This window comes from Hyphomicrobium sp. (genome assembly GCF_041674905.1).
Lineage (GTDB): Bacteria > Pseudomonadota > Alphaproteobacteria > Rhizobiales > Hyphomicrobiaceae > Hyphomicrobium_B.
Genome location: NZ_JBAYUV010000020.1, coordinates 1 through 15038, shown reverse-complemented (window position 1 = coordinate 15038; position 15038 = coordinate 1). Strand labels below are relative to the sequence as shown.

General features: G+C 58.9%; 17 protein-coding genes. 12 read left to right on the top strand and 5 right to left on the bottom strand.

Going from position 1 to position 15038, the window contains the following annotated elements:
• The first annotated feature begins 85 nt into the window (after positions 1-85).
• The 9 genes from WC026_RS09850 (at position 86) to WC026_RS09810 (ending at position 8227) form a co-directional block, all read left to right on the top strand.
• Positions 86-895, top strand: a complete 810-nt coding sequence (locus WC026_RS09850; protein ID WP_372710742.1) for an alpha/beta fold hydrolase — start codon at positions 86-88, stop codon at positions 893-895.
• Between the two features lie 489 nt (positions 896-1384).
• Positions 1385-2071 carry an extensin family protein gene (locus WC026_RS09845; protein ID WP_372710740.1) on the top strand — a complete coding sequence of 229 codons (687 nt, stop codon included), beginning with the start codon at positions 1385-1387 and terminating at the stop codon, positions 2069-2071.
• Positions 2072-2230: 159 nt separating this feature from the next.
• Complete coding sequence (locus WC026_RS09840) at positions 2231-2878, top strand: TetR/AcrR family transcriptional regulator (protein WP_372710739.1); 648 nt, start codon at positions 2231-2233, stop codon at positions 2876-2878.
• A 118-nt stretch (positions 2879-2996) separates the two neighbouring features.
• The gene (locus WC026_RS09835) at positions 2997-3422 is read left to right on the top strand and encodes a DUF2852 domain-containing protein (RefSeq protein ID WP_372710738.1); all 426 of its coding nucleotides are present in this window, start codon (positions 2997-2999) and stop codon (positions 3420-3422) included.
• A 78-nt stretch (positions 3423-3500) separates the two neighbouring features.
• Positions 3501-3902 carry a DUF2852 domain-containing protein gene (locus tag WC026_RS09830; RefSeq protein WP_372710737.1) on the top strand — a complete coding sequence of 134 codons (402 nt, stop codon included), beginning with the start codon at positions 3501-3503 and terminating at the stop codon, positions 3900-3902.
• A 175-nt stretch (positions 3903-4077) separates the two neighbouring features.
• The gene (locus WC026_RS09825; RefSeq protein WP_372710736.1) at positions 4078-4809 is read left to right on the top strand and encodes a TerB family tellurite resistance protein; all 732 of its coding nucleotides are present in this window, start codon (positions 4078-4080) and stop codon (positions 4807-4809) included.
• A complete protein-coding gene (locus WC026_RS09820) occupies positions 4806-5576 on the top strand; it encodes an N-acetylmuramoyl-L-alanine amidase (RefSeq protein WP_372710735.1) in 771 nt (256 codons plus the stop codon). Before WC026_RS09825 ends, WC026_RS09820 begins: the two co-directional genes overlap by 4 nt.
• 92 nt (positions 5577-5668) lie before the next feature.
• Positions 5669-7297: a phosphoethanolamine transferase gene (locus tag WC026_RS09815; protein ID WP_372710734.1), complete on the top strand. Its 1629-nt coding sequence runs from the start codon at positions 5669-5671 to the stop codon at positions 7295-7297.
• A 90-nt stretch (positions 7298-7387) separates the two neighbouring features.
• On the top strand, positions 7388-8227 hold the full coding sequence (locus WC026_RS09810; RefSeq protein ID WP_372710733.1) for a pentapeptide repeat-containing protein: 840 nt from the start codon (positions 7388-7390) through the stop codon (positions 8225-8227).
• Between the two features lie 498 nt (positions 8228-8725).
• On the opposite strand, the gene WC026_RS09805 is transcribed toward WC026_RS09810, so the two are convergent.
• A complete protein-coding gene (locus tag WC026_RS09805; RefSeq protein WP_372710732.1) occupies positions 8726-9052 on the bottom strand; it encodes a hypothetical protein in 327 nt (108 codons plus the stop codon).
• A gap of 250 nt (positions 9053-9302) precedes the next feature.
• Between WC026_RS09805 and WC026_RS09800 the strand changes: the two genes are divergently transcribed.
• Positions 9303-9593 carry a hypothetical protein gene (locus WC026_RS09800; protein ID WP_372710731.1) on the top strand — a complete coding sequence of 97 codons (291 nt, stop codon included), beginning with the start codon at positions 9303-9305 and terminating at the stop codon, positions 9591-9593.
• Positions 9594-9619: 26 nt separating this feature from the next.
• On the opposite strand, the gene WC026_RS09795 is transcribed toward WC026_RS09800, so the two are convergent.
• Complete coding sequence (locus WC026_RS09795; protein ID WP_372710730.1) at positions 9620-10150, bottom strand: DUF2478 domain-containing protein; 531 nt, start codon at positions 10148-10150, stop codon at positions 9620-9622.
• A gap of 400 nt (positions 10151-10550) precedes the next feature.
• On the opposite strand from WC026_RS09795, the gene fdxA reads away from it, so the two are divergent.
• Positions 10551-10895 carry a ferredoxin FdxA gene (gene fdxA, locus WC026_RS09790; protein WP_013214122.1) on the top strand — a complete coding sequence of 115 codons (345 nt, stop codon included), beginning with the start codon at positions 10551-10553 and terminating at the stop codon, positions 10893-10895.
• An 88-nt stretch (positions 10896-10983) separates the two neighbouring features.
• Here fdxA and WC026_RS09785 read toward each other — a convergent pair whose 3' ends face one another.
• Positions 10984-11262 carry a hypothetical protein gene (locus tag WC026_RS09785; protein ID WP_372710728.1) on the bottom strand — a complete coding sequence of 93 codons (279 nt, stop codon included), beginning with the start codon at positions 11260-11262 and terminating at the stop codon, positions 10984-10986.
• Positions 11263-11689: 427 nt separating this feature from the next.
• Between WC026_RS09785 and WC026_RS09780 the strand changes: the two genes are divergently transcribed.
• Positions 11690-12976: an ABC transporter substrate-binding protein gene (locus WC026_RS09780; protein WP_372710727.1), complete on the top strand. Its 1287-nt coding sequence runs from the start codon at positions 11690-11692 to the stop codon at positions 12974-12976.
• 16 nt (positions 12977-12992) lie between these two features.
• Here the strand turns inward: WC026_RS09780 and WC026_RS09775 are convergent, their stop codons facing one another.
• Both WC026_RS09775 and WC026_RS09770 read right to left on the bottom strand, forming a co-directional pair.
• Positions 12993-13769, bottom strand: a complete 777-nt coding sequence (locus WC026_RS09775) for a FadR/GntR family transcriptional regulator (protein WP_372710726.1) — start codon at positions 13767-13769, stop codon at positions 12993-12995.
• A gap of 34 nt (positions 13770-13803) precedes the next feature.
• A complete protein-coding gene (locus WC026_RS09770) occupies positions 13804-14511 on the bottom strand; it encodes a hypothetical protein (protein WP_372710725.1) in 708 nt (235 codons plus the stop codon).
• Positions 14512-15038: the final 527 nt, after the last annotated feature.

Below are 15038 nucleotides of genomic sequence, written 5' to 3'. Positions count from 1 at the left end.
GAGATTTGCGGCGGCACCATACCTTCTGGACGCCGATGATGGTAGGGGAGATACCGCATCCTTCGAGAGAGTGGGCAGCGACGGCATGAAGCACTTCGACAGCGCGGGCGTTGAGATCGCTTACCTCGATACTGGCGGCGAGACTGGCGAAGGCACGGGAAAGCCGCCGGTGTTGTTGATTCACGGTTTTGCGTCAAACGTCGAGACGAACTGGGGCGGTACGGGCTGGGTCGATTTTCTCCGCAAGGCCGGATACCGCGTCGTCGCCTTCGACAATCGCGGGCACGGGCACAGTCAGCAGCTCCACGAATTGACGGATTACGGTGCCCCGCTGATGGCCGAAGACGCCCGGCGGCTGCTCGACCATCTCGGCATCACGCGAGCGCATGTCATCGGCTATTCGATGGGTGCGCGCATTGCCGCATTCCTGGCGCTGGCGCATCCCGATCGCGTCGATCATGTCGTTTTCGGCGGGCTCGGCATCAATATGGTGCGGGGCATGGCCGGGACGGGGCCGATCGCGCGGGCGCTCGAGGCCGACAGCATCGACGATGTGACCAATCCCACCGCGCGCACGTTCCGCGCCTTTGCCGAGCAGACGAAAAGCGATCTCAAAGCGCTTGCGGCGTGCATTCGCTCGGCGCGTGCGCCGATCACGGCGGAGATGGCCGCGTCGATTTCGGCCCCGGTTCTCGTGGCGGTCGGTGAAACCGACGTCATCGGCGGATCGGCGGACGAACTTGCGAAGATCATCCCCGGCGCGCGGGCCATCACGATGGCGGGGAAAGACCATAACCGGGCCGTCGGAGACCGAACGTTCAAGGCCGAGGTTCTGGCATTTTTGGAAGGCGGCCAGTCTCTCGAAAGCAGCTCGGCGGCGGCCAATAATAAATGATTGCCCCGGCGGCCGTTGCCCGAGCCTGCGCCTGAGGGAAGCGGCAAGGCCAGACATCGAGCGCGCCAGGGCACATGGCCGCGAGACGCGGGCTGTCTCGCGGTATTTTCTCGGCCGTGCGCTCCTTCACACGTCTTCGGATCGGTACGCGGTACAAATCCGATCGAAGAACGTGAAACCGGCGCATTCCGGGCTGGTACGCGGGACATATCCGGCCGGCAGCGCCTACGGGAGCAGATGCCCAATAGCGGGGCTCGATGACGGTGGGATTTCAGAGATATGTCGGGATAGAGTGAACTGTGGATAACTTTGCTAATTTGCCGTCCACACCTTGACGGTCACAGGTTGGGCGCGCCGCCAGATTCGGCTTGCTTGCCTCTGCTTTGACAACGCGACGGCCAGAATCAGCCTGAAAAATCTGGGATTTTGCGTGCCGGGCGGGCGCTTCTTTACTCTCGGTTAACGTTACCTCCGTTTACTTGGCCGGTCATGGTCTTGCGTCGTATCTGCGTTTTCGCTCCGCTGATTGTCCTTTTGCTGTCCGGCCCGGCGCTTTTGTCGGGTTGCGGCACCACGGGGACGAGTTTCGTTGTCAAAAGCGATCCCTGGCGCTCACCGGAAGAACGCGCGTGCCTTGCCTCCGGCGTCGTCCGCCAGTCGGCGTTCGTTCGCGCCCGCTCGGCGCTTGGCGGTCCGAGTGTCTGTGGCGCTGAAATTCCGTTCGAGATGCTGGCTGCCGATAACGGCCGGGTGACACTCGAACCCTCCGCATCGCTGCGCTGTCCGATGATCCCGCAGATCGATAGCTGGGTGAAGAACGTCGTCGAGCCTGCGGCACGCTATTACTTTCGACAGGAGCTTGCGGGACTGAAAGTTCTCGCCTCCTATTCCTGCAGGCCGATGAATAGTGTCGAAGGCGCACAGATTTCCGAGCACGCCTACGCCAATGCCGTCGACATCGGCGGCTTCAGGCTTGCGAACGGAGATACGATCAGCGTGCTGCGCGGCTGGAACGGCTCGGATCGCGAGCAGGCGTTTTTGCGGCGCGTGCACGAGGGCTCGTGCGAGTATTTCACGACGGTGCTCAGTCCGAAATACAACCGGCTGCACGCCGACCATTTCCATCTCGATCTTGCCCATCACGGGCGCGACGGCTTGATGCGCATCTGCAAATAACGCTTGCTTGCCAGCGTGGGCGTGCGTGCAGGCGCGCAGCAAATCCGCTAGAGCCTTTCTGATTTTGGTGGAACTGCGGAAAGGCTCTAGCCTTTTGTTGATCGTGCTTCTTACCGGAAAACCGGTTCCCACTTTTCCGGAAGCACTCTAGAAGCGCTCATGACCTGGGATCACGATCCGCCGCCAGGAGCGCGGCGCGGCTATCATCATGGAAACCTGCGCGAAGCCCTGATGAAGGCGGCGCTGGAGCTGATTGCCGCGAAGGGACCGGCGGGATTCACTTTCGCGGAAGCGGCGCGGGCGGCGGGTGTCAGTCCAGCGGCGCCCTACCGGCATTATCGCGATCGCGATTCCCTGATGGCGGACGTGGCGCGCCGGGCGTTCGAGCAGTTCGAGGCGAAGCTCTCGCAAGCCTGGGCGAAGGGCACGCCCGATCCGTTCAAGGCGTTCGAGCGGGTGGGACACGCCTATCTCGGCTTCGCGCGCGCGGAGCCGGCGCAATATTCGGCGATGTTTGAATCGGGGCTGTCGTTCCAGGCGTTTCCGGATCTGCACGTCGCGGGCGACCGGGCGTTCAACGTGCTGCGCGATGCGTGCTCGGCGCTGATCGCGACGATGCCCGAGGGCAAGCGTCCGCCCGTGATGATGATGGCGCTGCACATTTGGGCCGAGGCGCACGGCATCGCGTCGCTGTTCGCGCGCGGCGACGAGGCCCGCCGTCCCATTCCGATGAGCCCGGAAGACCTGCTCGACGCGGCGGTGCTGATTTATCTGGATGGGTTGGGTGCGCGGCCGAAGCCCGCCTGAACGGCTCTCTTTCCGAAGATCCGAAAAATTCGTCGGCCGCCCTTGAATCCGCCCCTTGCCGTCCCACCTATGTGAATGTAAAATACATTTACATCCCTAAACGAGGAGAGGGTGGCGAATGACGCAAGTGGTTCAAACCCTGGACGATTTCGGCAGGCCGGCGTGGCTCGTCGCGATGATCCTGGGGTTCGTTCTTTTCTGGCCGATTGGGCTCACCATCTTGGCCTATATGCTTTGGAGTGGACGCATGAACTGTGGATGGCACGGCGGTCGCGGACGATGGGACAACCGGTTCGCGGAACGGTTCGGACGCGCGAAAGACCGCGTCGAAGGCGAAATGCGGAATTTCGCACGCGGCGCGTATTCGAGCGGCAATAAAGCGTTCGACGACTATCGCGAGGCGACGTTGACACGTCTCGAGGAAGAAGAGCGTGAGTTCCGCTCATTCCTTGAGCGCCTGCGGCAGGCCAAGGACAAGTCTGAGTTCGATCAGTTCATGAGCGATCGTCGCGATCGTCCGGCTGCCAGCGAAGGCGCGGTCTGAGCAATATGATGCGTGAGGCGGCCGTTCGGGTCGCCTCATTCGTTGGCAATTGATTTGTTGGCGTGTGGGAGACGATCGATGCCGCTGTTTTTCTTCCCATTGCTTTTCGTGGTGCCATTTTTCGTGATGGCCATGATCCTGTTTTTCGTGGGCGCGATTGTGCTCAGGATGCTGTTCTTCGTTGCGATCGCGGCATTCGCAGGGGCGGTCCTGTTCGGCAGCGGTCTCCTCGGTGCAGTGGCCCGGGCGCTGGGTTTCGGAGCGCGGCGCGCTTACTGGCGCTATCAAAACCGCCAGTTTGACGGTCCGCCGCGACGGCGCGATCCGGACCACTCCGCCTTCGACGATTACCGGCGCGCGACGTTAAACAAGCTCGACGACGAAGCGCGGGAATTCCGGGCGTTTCTCGCCAAGTTGCGTCAAGCTGCGGACGCCTCCGACTTTCAGGACTTCCTGAACTCGCGGCGCGCGGGGTCTTAGCTCTGGCGGACTGCGCGGCGCGAAGGCTCCACGTCCTGCCGATCCCGCATATCTGATATTTCCGGCTTTCCGCCTTTGTTGCAGGAATTTTAGGGGAAGTCTGTTTCGACGTCCCTTATGCTCCCGATCCGTGGCCGAAAGGCCGCCTTGAGGGCTCACGACGGGTGGCCGGACGATGGCTTGGCAATTTCTGAAAAATGCGGTGGCAGCAACCTACGGCGGCGGCCTGCGCTCGGCGCTCGAAGCCTTCAAGGGCTCGCTCGGGATCGATGGCGTGCGCTCGCCCGCGCAATCGCGTGTCGCGTTCACGATTGCGGTCGTCGCACTCGCGGCCAAGATGAGCAAGGCCGACGGCGTCTCGTTGCCGATTGAGGCGCAAGCCTTCGAACGTCAGTTTTCCGTGCCCGATTCCGAGCGCGCGCACGTGCGCCGCCTGTATCAACTCGCGAGCCAGGACGTCGCCGGCTATGAGACTTATGCGGCGCAGGTCGCGCGTCTGCTCGACGATCAGCCGGATCTCAAGGTTTCGGTGCTCGAATGTCTGTTTCATGTCGCGAGCGCCGACGGCGTGCTGCATCCGGATGAGGATCGCTATCTCGCGCACGTCTCGGAAATCCTCGGGCTTTCACAGCGAGAGTATCGCTGTGTTCGACGCGGGTTTGTCGTCGACGCGGACAGCCCCTATGAAGTTCTGAACGTTTCGCCCGGGGCTTCGGACAAGGACATCAAGGCGCGCTATCGCGACCTCGTCAAAAGTCATCATCCGGACGCGCTGGTCGCGAAGGGCGTGCCGCCGGAATTTCTCGCCGGCGCCGAGCGTAGGCTTGCCGCGATCACGGCGGCCTACGAAGAAATCCTTACCGAGCGCGGGTTGCGTGTCGAACGGGCATTGGAACCCAGTCCGTGACGTTCACAGCCGATAGCGATCTGGTCGCCGCAGTCCACGTTGCGGAAAACCACGAACCGCGGCGTGGCGGCGTTCGGCCGTCGCTGCTCATTTTACATTACACGGGCATGTCGTCGGCGGCAAAGGCCATCGACTGGTTGGCGCGCGCGGAAAGCAACGTCTCTTGTCACTACGTCATCGATGAAGAAGGCCGGATCACTCAGCTGGTTCCGGAAAGCCTGCGCGCCTGGCATGCGGGGGCTTCGTTCTGGCGCGGTGAGACCGACATCAATTCGCATTCGATCGGAATCGAGATCCAGAATCCGGGCCATCAGCACGGCTATCCGGATTTTCCGGCCGCGCAGATGCATGCGGTGATCGCACTTGGCAAGGACATTGCGCAACGTCATCGGATGTCGGCGGATGCCGTTCTTGCGCATTCCGATATTGCGCCGGGTCGCAAGATCGATCCGGGGGAGAAGTTCAACTGGGCGCTTCTCGCGCGCCGGGGCCTGGGGCTCTGGGTACGGCCTTCGTCAGTACACGGCGATGATCCGGGGCTCGATGCTGGCGCGTGCGGAAGCCGGGTGGCGGCCGCGCAAGAGCTGCTCGCGCTATATGGTTATCGCATCGAGCCGACGGGCGTGCTTGACGAACTCACGAGCCACGTTCTCACGGCTTTTCAGGCGCATTTCCGGCCGCTCCGCGTTGATGGCAGGCTAGACCGATCGACCGAGTTGACGCTGGAAAGGCTCATCGGCGCATCAGATCGGCGCGCCGCCGCTTGACGTGGCTGTTGCCGTGACGTTGATGCTGCTCGAGATTTCTTCCCGATTATTTCATCCGTCAACCTCGCAATTCAGAGCGTCCAGGATCACCTATGTTCAAGCCTCGCCGTCCGGAAATCCTGATCCTTCTGCTCGCGGTCTATATCGCGGTGGTGCTCAATTACGCGTTCTGGCGGAAACTGCTGATTGCCGCCGCGCCGCATAATTTCAGCGATTGGCATTTCGTCGCCGCGACGCTGGTGGCGGCCGTTCTCGCGCTTTATCTCATCCTGCTTGCCATTTCGTACAAGCCGGTGCTTCGCGCGATCGTTTTGATCGTGTTGCCGCTGACAGCCGCCGCGAGCTACTTCATGACCGAATACGGCGTCGTCATCGATGCCGACATGGTGCAGAACATATTCGAGACGGACATGCGCGAGGTTCATGATCTCGTGTCGTGGAAGCTCGTGGCCTGGGTCGGAGTTCTCGGAGTTCTGCCTGCTGTTTTGTTCGCAGCTATTCCGTGGGCCGCGCAGACGTTCAAGGCCGAAGCGCTGGCGAAGGCGCGCTATGCGGCGGTTGCGGCGGTCATCTTCGTGCTGGCGATATTTCCGGTGTGGGGCAGCTTTCTGTCGATCTTTCGCGAGCAGCGTGATTTGAAGCTGACGCTGGCGCCCTTCAATTACATCGCGGCGACCTCCAGTTATTGGAAAAAACGAAACGTTTTGCAGGCCAAAGTCCTTGCGCCTTATGGCGAGGATGCACATCGCGTCGCGAATGCGAAGTCACCGGCGCGAAAATCTCTATTCGTCATTGTGGTGGGAGAAACGGCGCGCTGGGATCATTTTTCCCTCAACGGCTATGGGAAGGCCACCAATCCGGAGCTTTCGAATATTCCGGATCTCATCAACTATTCGCAGGCCTATTCCTGCGGGACCGATACTGCGCAGTCAGTGCCATGCATGTTCTCAGGTCTTGGCAAGGCGGGTTTCACGAATACGAAGGCGGCATCGCGCGAAAATCTTCTCGATATTCTGAAGCGCGCGGGCGTCGACGTGGTCTGGCGGGATAACCAAGCGGGTTGCAAAGGCGTTTGCGATCGCGTGCCGACCGAAACGCTGACCGGGCACGTGGCTCCGACGTTCTTTCCGAGCACGGAGAATTTTGACGATGTGCTCGTGGATGGGCTCGACCGGCGCATCGCAAACATGCAACGCGACACGGTCATCGTGCTGCACATGATGGGCAGTCATGGGCCGGCTTACTGGAAGCGTTATCCGGAGACGTTTGAAGTCTTCAAGCCTGCGTGCAAGGTCGTTCAGTTCAGCGACTGCGAAACGGCAAATATCATCAATGCTTACGACAATACGATCCTCTACACGGATCACGTCTTGGCACGGTTGATCGGAGTTCTGTCGGCTGCGGACAGCCACGGCGTGGACGCCGGAATGCTGTATGTTTCCGATCACGGCGAGAGCCTTGGCGAGCATAATATGTATCTTCACGGGATGCCCTACGCGCTCGCACCGGAGGCGCAGATCCATGTGCCGATGGTGGTTTGGCTATCGTCCTCGATGCGGGAGGGCACGGGGGTCGACTTGGCTTGCCTCGTTCAGCGTTCTTCGCAGCGCGTAAGCCACGACAATCTGTTTCCGTCCGTTCTCGGACTGATGGACGTTAAAACACGCGTTTATGATCCCGCGTTCGACCTTTTTTCGGGATGCCGCAAGCCTGCCTCTTAAAGGCCGACCACGCATTCCCATTTTAGGCAAAACGAATAGTCTCTGCTCTCGATTCATGCATGAGTGGCATGAGCGGGTGAGGTAGCCAGCATGCGTTGTCGTTTGCGCCAGACCATTGTGATTGCATCGTTGGCCAGTCTTGCCATCGCCGGGTCGGCGTCGGCGGATCAGCCGGCCGTCCCCGTGCCGATGCATGCTGAGGTCAGCGCTCGCACGATCACAGCCATGCTTCACACCGCCAAGTCCGGCGAACGGCCGGACCTCTCAGGGAAGTTTTTGGTCTATCTCGATCTCACCGAGCTGGACTTCAAGGGCGCGAACCTGGCGCGATCCGATTTCTACGGCACCGATTTTACGGATGCGAACTTGTCGGGCGTCGACCTCTCTCACACGAGGCTTGACCGATCCGTCTTAATCCGCGCCAATCTTTCGGGAGCAAATCTCACCGGCGCGACGATTTTGAGGCCGACGATCTATTCTGACCTTTCGAACAAAACATCCGATGCTCCACGATTTTCCGGCGCGAACCTTTCGAGGGTTCGCGTGCAAGCGGAACTGTCGGGTTCCGACTTTCGAGGCGCGGATTTGACGGAAGCAAACTTCGTTCCGCTTGAACAGCGTTCCGGCGAAGGTACGCTCGCGACGACGTACCGAAACATTCTCAAGTACTGCGATTTTTCAGGAGCGCGTTTGCATAACGCTCACATGCAGCGTGCCGTGATGTGGTTTGCAAAATTCACCGGAGCCGATTTGACGGGCGCCGACTTCACGGACGTTGATCTGTCGCGCGCGGACTTCGCTGGGGCGGATGTGTCAGGCGCGAATTTTTCACATGCGAATTTGGAAGGCGCCAGTTTTATCGGCGTGAAGGGCCTGCACGAAGCTCTCGGTCTCGATCAGTCCATTAATTTGGACCGCACGGTTCGGTAAGACGAACAATTCTAAATTATCTCGTTAAAGCAGGGGTTTTTCGCGCTCGCGACAGTTTGTACTTTAATTAAATCGCCGAAGCCTGTTAGAGTTCGTTAAATCATTTATTGTCAGTATGTTAATAAGTCGATTAACGCGAGGAGCATTATGCGAGGAGCGATGCGTAACGCGATGTCCCGTTTCTGGTTTTGCTGCGCGATCGCGGCGGTTGCGGCCACAGCGCTGTCCGTGACGCAGGCCAATGCGGTCAGCTTACGGGTGAAGCTTGCGTGCTCGAGCGATTACCGCGCGTTGTGCAGCCAGCACGCATCCGATAGCCCCGAGGTTCGCGCGTGCATGCGCGCAGCCGGTGAAAGGTTGTCCCCGCGCTGCCTCAACGCATTGATTGCAGCTGGCGAGGTCTCGCAGGAAGAAGTCGCTCGCAGGGCTGCGCAGGCGCACCAATAAAATAAATTGCGGTGCACACATTGTGCTGCCGCCGTTCTTGCCGGCGTCGGGTCAGACTTTCTGGTCCGACAACCGCGCACGCGGAAACAGCGACAACATAGGCCGATTGCTGCGCCGCTTCGGAGCAATTGAAATCGCCGGACGAGCACGCGCCTTCATTTGTCTGGATGCGGCCGAAGTGCGGGATTGAGCTACCGCCAGAACCGCCGCTTGCAGCTTGGCAGGGTCGCGTTCGCCTTTGTCGGCGGCTTCGAAAAGCCGAGCAATCATGTCGGCGATCGGAAAATCCGCGCGCCGCGCGTTGATCTCGGCCATTGCCGTCCGCAGAACGCGATTGAAGCTCTTCAACTCATCGGAACTGTAACCGTCGGCTTTCATGGTGGTCGCTTTATCCCTAGGTCGTTTGGCGGAAATCCAGCCGCCGTCCGCGCACCGGTGATCGTGCCGATACCTCAACATGTGGCGATGCTCACGAGTTTCGCCAGGGCAGATCAGCTTTTTATGTCCGCGTCGGCTTGAATTTTTTCGTGATTGTCGGACGTTGCTGAGTAGCGGTCGCGTTTGCCATCGGAATTCGGCTCTATTGGCTACAATGTCAGTTTTGCGACGCGGCGAAGTGGGTCTATTGATGAGACCGGAGGTTTTTGTGCCGGAGGAAACAATGATCCGAAGTGTTTTCATTGCGGCCGGTTTGTGCGTGCTCGCTGTCTCCGGATCGGCCAATGCCATTGGCCTGGGAGAAGCTGGTGAGCTGGAACACGCGCGCGCCAATGCTCGCGCCGGCGGTCCGCTGAGCGACCGCGATGCCGAGCTTTTAGAGCGTTATGGATGCTTGAGCGGAACAAACAGCGCGTTCTGCAAACGGCTATCACAGCGAACTCGCGATCGCGCGCACAGGCGTCGCTATAAAAAATACTAGACGCCAACTTGGAGATCGAACGAGAGCTAATGTCCGGCCGCGGTCTTTTTTATTGTCGCACGCCATTGCTCGAGCGCGGTTTCATCCGGCGATAGATAAACTGCGCCTTCGGCTGCAAAACCTTTCCATGACTCGCGATGGCGATCCGAGACGGTCGTGATAATTGGCTTTCCCGCCGCGATGGCTGCGTCGAAGGCGCGGGCCAAACCGCCGCGTTCGGCTTCGAGCTTTCCGAACTTGCTGAGCACCACGACATCGCTATCGGAGATCTGCTTCAGAAGCTCTCCGCAGGCGGTATCGACGCCGTCCGCGTCGAGGTGGCACGACGTTTCGGCTCTCGGTGTTCCGACGTAGATCGAGAACATCTTGCCGGAAACGACATCGCGAAGATATCCGGCCCGGCAGACGCGGTCCTCCAGTCCGTGCGTCTCGGCGATAAGTCCGACGACGTTCAACCCGTCGGCGCGCCACTTCGTGGCGGTTTCAGCGAACAGGGTCTGGATCGTCGGATCATCGGCGCCGACGACTGTCGCGATCGAACTTGTTGCGGGCTTCATGACGATATCCTTGAACCTCGTAGATCCATTTGGCGCGATTCAACGCGTTGAAGGACATTAATTGCTGTGCCTGCTGACTTCCAGAGTGACAAAATGAGGGGTGTAGCGAGACGGCATGCATTTGGCAGGCTCGAGCCGGATTGCATGAGTTTGCTGTTTCACGGCTATTTGATATATTTTAGGTATATCTTTTGGCTTGACGCTTGCGCAACATGGAACGATAGCCGCACTTCGCGGAAGTGATCGCGGCAATGCCGCTGATCGAGCAAATTGAGCAGCGGCGCCACGCGTCCTGTAAAAAGGGTTCGGCGCGACGATATGCTCGCTCCGTTCGTCGATGCCAAGGGTTCAGAATTGCATCGCTCGACGAGCAACAGATTGGAGTGATTTATCCGAGATCATGACCTACGTCGTCACAGAGAATTGCATCAAGTGCAAATACACCGACTGCGTTGAGGTGTGCCCCGTCGATTGCTTCTACGAGGGCGAGAACATGCTGGTCATTCACCCTGACGAATGCATCGATTGCGGGGTCTGCGTTCCAGAGTGTCCGGCGGAAGCAATCTTCTCCGACGCCGAGCCGCAGGCGACGGCGCATTGGCTCGATCTCAATCGCAAACACGCGGACCAATGGCCGAACATCGTTGCGAAGAAGGCGGCCATGCCGGACGCTGATGCGGAGAACGGCCGCGCTGGAAAGGCAGCGGAGTTTTCGCCCGAGGCTGCGACAGAAGACGCGAAATAGTCCGCCACCGTCGTCTGGCAGGCATCACGGTTATTATGGATCGTAGTCCGCCGTGCACGTCCTCAGGACCGAGCCGGCTCGCGGCGCTCTATTGATCGGTGTCGAAGCCGCGGATCGCCCATGCCGCCGCGAGGCCGAAGAGCCAAAGCGCGATCGGTGGTGCGAACAGAAGAATCGGAACTTCGATCAGATCGCCGCGACTGTTCAGGCTTCCATGCGCGCCTTCGAGCATCAGGTAGATGGTCCAGCCCATGATCCAGCCGGCTGACAGCAGCATCCAGACGCGGAACAGGCCGCGCTTCCAGTTCACCGAGCGGGTATCGCTCAAGGCGACCGCGTCTCGGCGCGGCAAGCCAAAGTTCGGCATTCGATCTCTCCTCGTGGCGCCGGGGAGCCTAAGCTTTCCCGATCGAGTCCGCCAGATTGCGTTTTAGGTTGTACAAACGCCGATGAACAAGATTCCGCGCGTGCACACGTATGCCAGCCGAGATGATGGGCCGGTCGTTTTCACCCGGCCGCGGCGCATCTTTATGACCACCGAGCCCGTTCCGCCTTGGCAAGGCTTGAGCGCGACGATAACTCGCGCGCAGTCTTGATGGCTCGCGTGCTTTCCGCGCCTCTCGTCCGGTCTTTTCGCAGGCGGCGGGGACGGCGGATCGTCATCGCCGGCGGTCCACGGTTTGACCATTGTGTAATCATGCGTCTTGTAATCAGCTAGAATTCGCACCAACTTCGATTGCCTCGGTCAGGATCGAGGCTCGCCGCGGTTCCTACGTCCGGAAGACCCGTTCTAAATGGCCAAGTCGCATTTTCCGCTTATTTCGGCGCTTTCCGTGGCGATGCCGCGCCGTAAATTCGTGACGAAGAAAAAGGTCAATGTCGGCTTTCTTGCGCCGCTTTCCGGGCCATTGAAGTCTTGGGCGGAGCCGGGGTTTAATGGCTGCCTGATCTGGCAGGAGCGGATCAACGCGAGCGGCGGATTGCAGATCGGCGATCATCGCTATCTGATCAACGTTATTCCGTATGATACCCAGTTCCAACCCGACCGCGCGTTCGAAGGAGCCCGCAAGCTCGTCATGGAGGACGAGGTCAAGTTCCTGATCATGGTCGGCGGTAATGACTTTTCGCGACCGCTGCGGGATTTTTTGAATCAGCGCCGAATTCTCGTCAGCACGGCCTTGCCGAGCGATCTTACGCCGGATTCTCGAACGCTGATCGCGCCGAGTGAAGTTCATCCTATTTACAACGTGACCGGGGTCGATTGGCTGAAGCGGACGCATCCGAGCATCAAGACGGTTGCCATGTGCACGCAAAACGACGCGCACGGCATCCCGTCCATTGCCACTTACCGCGCCGCGTTCGAAGCTGCCGACATCGACGTTGTCGCCGAGATTCTGTTTCCGATCGAAACGTCCGAGTTCAAGCCGCTGGTGCAAGAGCTGCTTTCCAAAAAGCCCGACCTTTTATGCTGGGACACGGCTTATGAGCCGTTCGTGCACGCCTTGACGATCGAGGCTTTTCGGCAGGGATACCGGGGGCCGATCCTGTCGTGCACTTGCGATAACTATGTCGAGCTGATCGCAAAGACATCTGCCGAATTCATGGAAGGCTTCGTTTTTCAATTCCCGGATTTCGACGATCCGCGTCTGAATGATCAGCAGATCAGCTTTGAAAATCCGAACGGTTTTTACGAAGAGTTCTGCGCGCGCTTTCCGGGCACTTGGAGTGCCGTCTCCTGGCAGTATGTGTCGGTGCTGGATATTTGGAAGTCGGCCGTCGAGCGATGCCGATCTTTCGAGCCCGGGACCGTCATGGCGATGATGAAGGTCGGGGGGCGCAGCCGCAATGTTTTCGGCGATGCGATCTGGTGGGGCCGGGAACTGTTCGGTATCGACAATGCGCTCGTCGGGTATTGGCCAGTGGTCAGAATTCAGGACGGTCGTGCGCGGATCGTGGAGTTCGGCTCCATTCTCGACTGGTGGTCGCAACACAAAGAGGTTCTCATCCGGCACATGCGCAAGATGGGCCTGATGTGGGACCAGCGCGAAGAGAAAATCGCGGAAAGCCGATATATTCTTTAAGCAGACTCAGCTTCACTCATGGCTGATAGAGAAGATCCTGCTGATTGCTGGCGATGATGAGATTCATGAATTCCATCGCGGCTTCGATATCCCTGTTCTCCAAGGCCTCGAAAAGCGAGCGAAGGCGTTGGCGGCTGTCGCTGATGCGCTTCGGGGATAACGATTGAATGCGCGTCGCAAGCCAATGAGGCTGGCAGCGGACTTCGCCTACAATCCGGTACATCGTGATCAAGAGGCGATTGTGGGTACCTTCCGCAATCTTCATCAGGAATTGCTTTTCCAAATGCGCGAATTTCGCGGCGTCCGCGACGACCGTTTCGATGTCTTCAAGCAGGATGCGGAGCTCGTTCAAATCGCGCACGGACATATACAATGCGCCGAGCCGGACGATTTCCGGTTCCAATAGCGAACAGACGACGCCCATCTCGAAGGGTGAAGCCGATTCCACAATGGGTTTGATGTCGAGGACGTCGAGAGATGGTGGAGCGGGGACGGGTGCGCTTTGCGGGAGCGGCGCAGGCTTATAGATGACATACGTGCCGCTGTTGGCCCGCCGCACGACGACGCCATAGGCTTCAAGAAATTCCAGGGCTTGCCTGACGGTGGATCGCGTCAAGCCGAATTCATCGGCGAAATTGCGCTCGGCTGCGAGGCGAGAGCCAAATGAATACTCACCTGAGACGATGCGTTCGAAAACGCGCCGGGCGGCCAGTTTCACCTTTTCCTTCGCGAACGGAGGATCGACGCCCTCCTGCTCCCAAGGCGGGATAGCTTTTGATATTGCGCCAGCCATTTCTGCTCCCGTATGTCTTTGTTTTTTGCGGCTGCTAGTCCAGAGGCGCGTGTGCGCGGTCGAGATATTCCGGTTTCAATGCGATCGTCAGATATGCAGCATCGATGAGGGGGCGCATTTCGACCACCGTATTTTTCGACACCGATCGCCATTGCTCTTCCGCGCTTTTCACGATGCGCGCGCGTTTTTCTGGCGGTTTTTCTGGCGAAGGACGCGCTGCAAGCGCGACGCGCGTGTGGGCTTCGGCGGCGTCTTCGCCGAACGCGGCCTGAATGGCTTCGGCGTGCTTTTGCAGGCGATCGGGCTCCGCGTTGTGTCCACGCGCCTGATCGTAGATCGCCTCCGTTATGGCCGCGGCGCCGGCACAGATCGTCAGATACTTTTCCCGGCGCAGGCGTGTCAGCACGTCAGGATGATTGGCTGCGAGCAGGAAATGAAACATCGAACTGCTTGCCGAAGACGGGATGTCCACCTGCCGCACCCACGTCTCCACTTTTTGCCAGTGATCTCGTGCCGTGCTCAAAGCGCTCATGGCCTGGTCGCGATGACCGGCAATGAACTCGATCAGTCCGAGGTTATTGAGTGCGGCTGCCCGCCTCGGATCATCGTCCGGAAGATGATCGGCGAATGCGCAGCTGTCGCGCCAAAATAAGGCGGCTTCATCGAAGCGCGCATCCTCGATTGCTCTTACGCCGGCCAGGGTACAGGGCAGCCAAGCGTCGGGCCGATTTATCCCATTCACAACGTTCGGCTCCCCTACGGCATATGTTTGCTGACGACTGATCATCTAATTGGCATAGAAATCCAACATAATCAAACCAAATATCACCAATCATCACCAGTGCTTTCCAAAATGATTATAATTCAATAAATAGGCTGTTTATTTCGCAAATGCACAGTATTTCCTGCCTCTGCTAAAAAGCTGAGCAAGGCCAAATTTTTCCACTCTGGAAACGAATTTTAACTTGCTTCCTTTGCAAGATGTGAAAATATCGCACCCATCAATCAGGAAATGTCGTTTTTGGTTATATTTTGGCATTTTTGGTTGAAATCATAAAAAACTGCATCGCAAAAGCGGCAGAACACTTTTCCTGGGAGGGAAATAATGACGGTTGAAGCAGCAAGCATTCACGGAGGGCACGTTCCAAAAGAACTTGTTCGCTCGATAGATTGGCGCGGAGCGTTTTGGGTTGCGAGCGGGGTGCCGGCGCTGGTGCTGTTCTCGATCGGCGGCATCGCGGGCATGACGGGGAAGATGGCGTTCGTCGT

Excerpts from the sequence above, each read along its gene's own strand:
- WC026_RS09850 (WP_372710742.1), top strand. The coding sequence starts at position 86 with ATGAAGCACTTCGACAGCGCGGGCGTTGAGATCGCTTACCTCGATACT.
- WC026_RS09845 (WP_372710740.1), top strand. The coding sequence starts at position 1,385 with ATGGTCTTGCGTCGTATCTGCGTTTTCGCTCCGCTGATTGTCCTTTTG.
- WC026_RS09840 (WP_372710739.1), top strand. The coding sequence starts at position 2,231 with ATGACCTGGGATCACGATCCGCCGCCAGGAGCGCGGCGCGGCTATCAT.
- WC026_RS09835 (WP_372710738.1), top strand. The coding sequence starts at position 2,997 with ATGACGCAAGTGGTTCAAACCCTGGACGATTTCGGCAGGCCGGCGTGG.
- WC026_RS09830 (WP_372710737.1), top strand. The coding sequence starts at position 3,501 with ATGCCGCTGTTTTTCTTCCCATTGCTTTTCGTGGTGCCATTTTTCGTG.
- WC026_RS09825 (WP_372710736.1), top strand. The coding sequence starts at position 4,078 with ATGGCTTGGCAATTTCTGAAAAATGCGGTGGCAGCAACCTACGGCGGC.
- WC026_RS09815 (WP_372710734.1), top strand. The coding sequence starts at position 5,669 with ATGTTCAAGCCTCGCCGTCCGGAAATCCTGATCCTTCTGCTCGCGGTC.
- WC026_RS09810 (WP_372710733.1), top strand. The coding sequence starts at position 7,388 with ATGCGTTGTCGTTTGCGCCAGACCATTGTGATTGCATCGTTGGCCAGT.
- WC026_RS09805 (WP_372710732.1), bottom strand. The coding sequence starts at position 9,052 with ATGAAAGCCGACGGTTACAGTTCCGATGAGTTGAAGAGCTTCAATCGC.
- WC026_RS09800 (WP_372710731.1), top strand. The coding sequence starts at position 9,303 with ATGAGACCGGAGGTTTTTGTGCCGGAGGAAACAATGATCCGAAGTGTT.
- WC026_RS09795 (WP_372710730.1), bottom strand. The coding sequence starts at position 10,150 with ATGAAGCCCGCAACAAGTTCGATCGCGACAGTCGTCGGCGCCGATGAT.
- fdxA (WP_013214122.1), top strand. The coding sequence starts at position 10,551 with ATGACCTACGTCGTCACAGAGAATTGCATCAAGTGCAAATACACCGAC.
- WC026_RS09785 (WP_372710728.1), bottom strand. The coding sequence starts at position 11,262 with ATGCCGAACTTTGGCTTGCCGCGCCGAGACGCGGTCGCCTTGAGCGAT.
- WC026_RS09780 (WP_372710727.1), top strand. The coding sequence starts at position 11,690 with ATGGCCAAGTCGCATTTTCCGCTTATTTCGGCGCTTTCCGTGGCGATG.
- WC026_RS09775 (WP_372710726.1), bottom strand. The coding sequence starts at position 13,769 with ATGGCTGGCGCAATATCAAAAGCTATCCCGCCTTGGGAGCAGGAGGGC.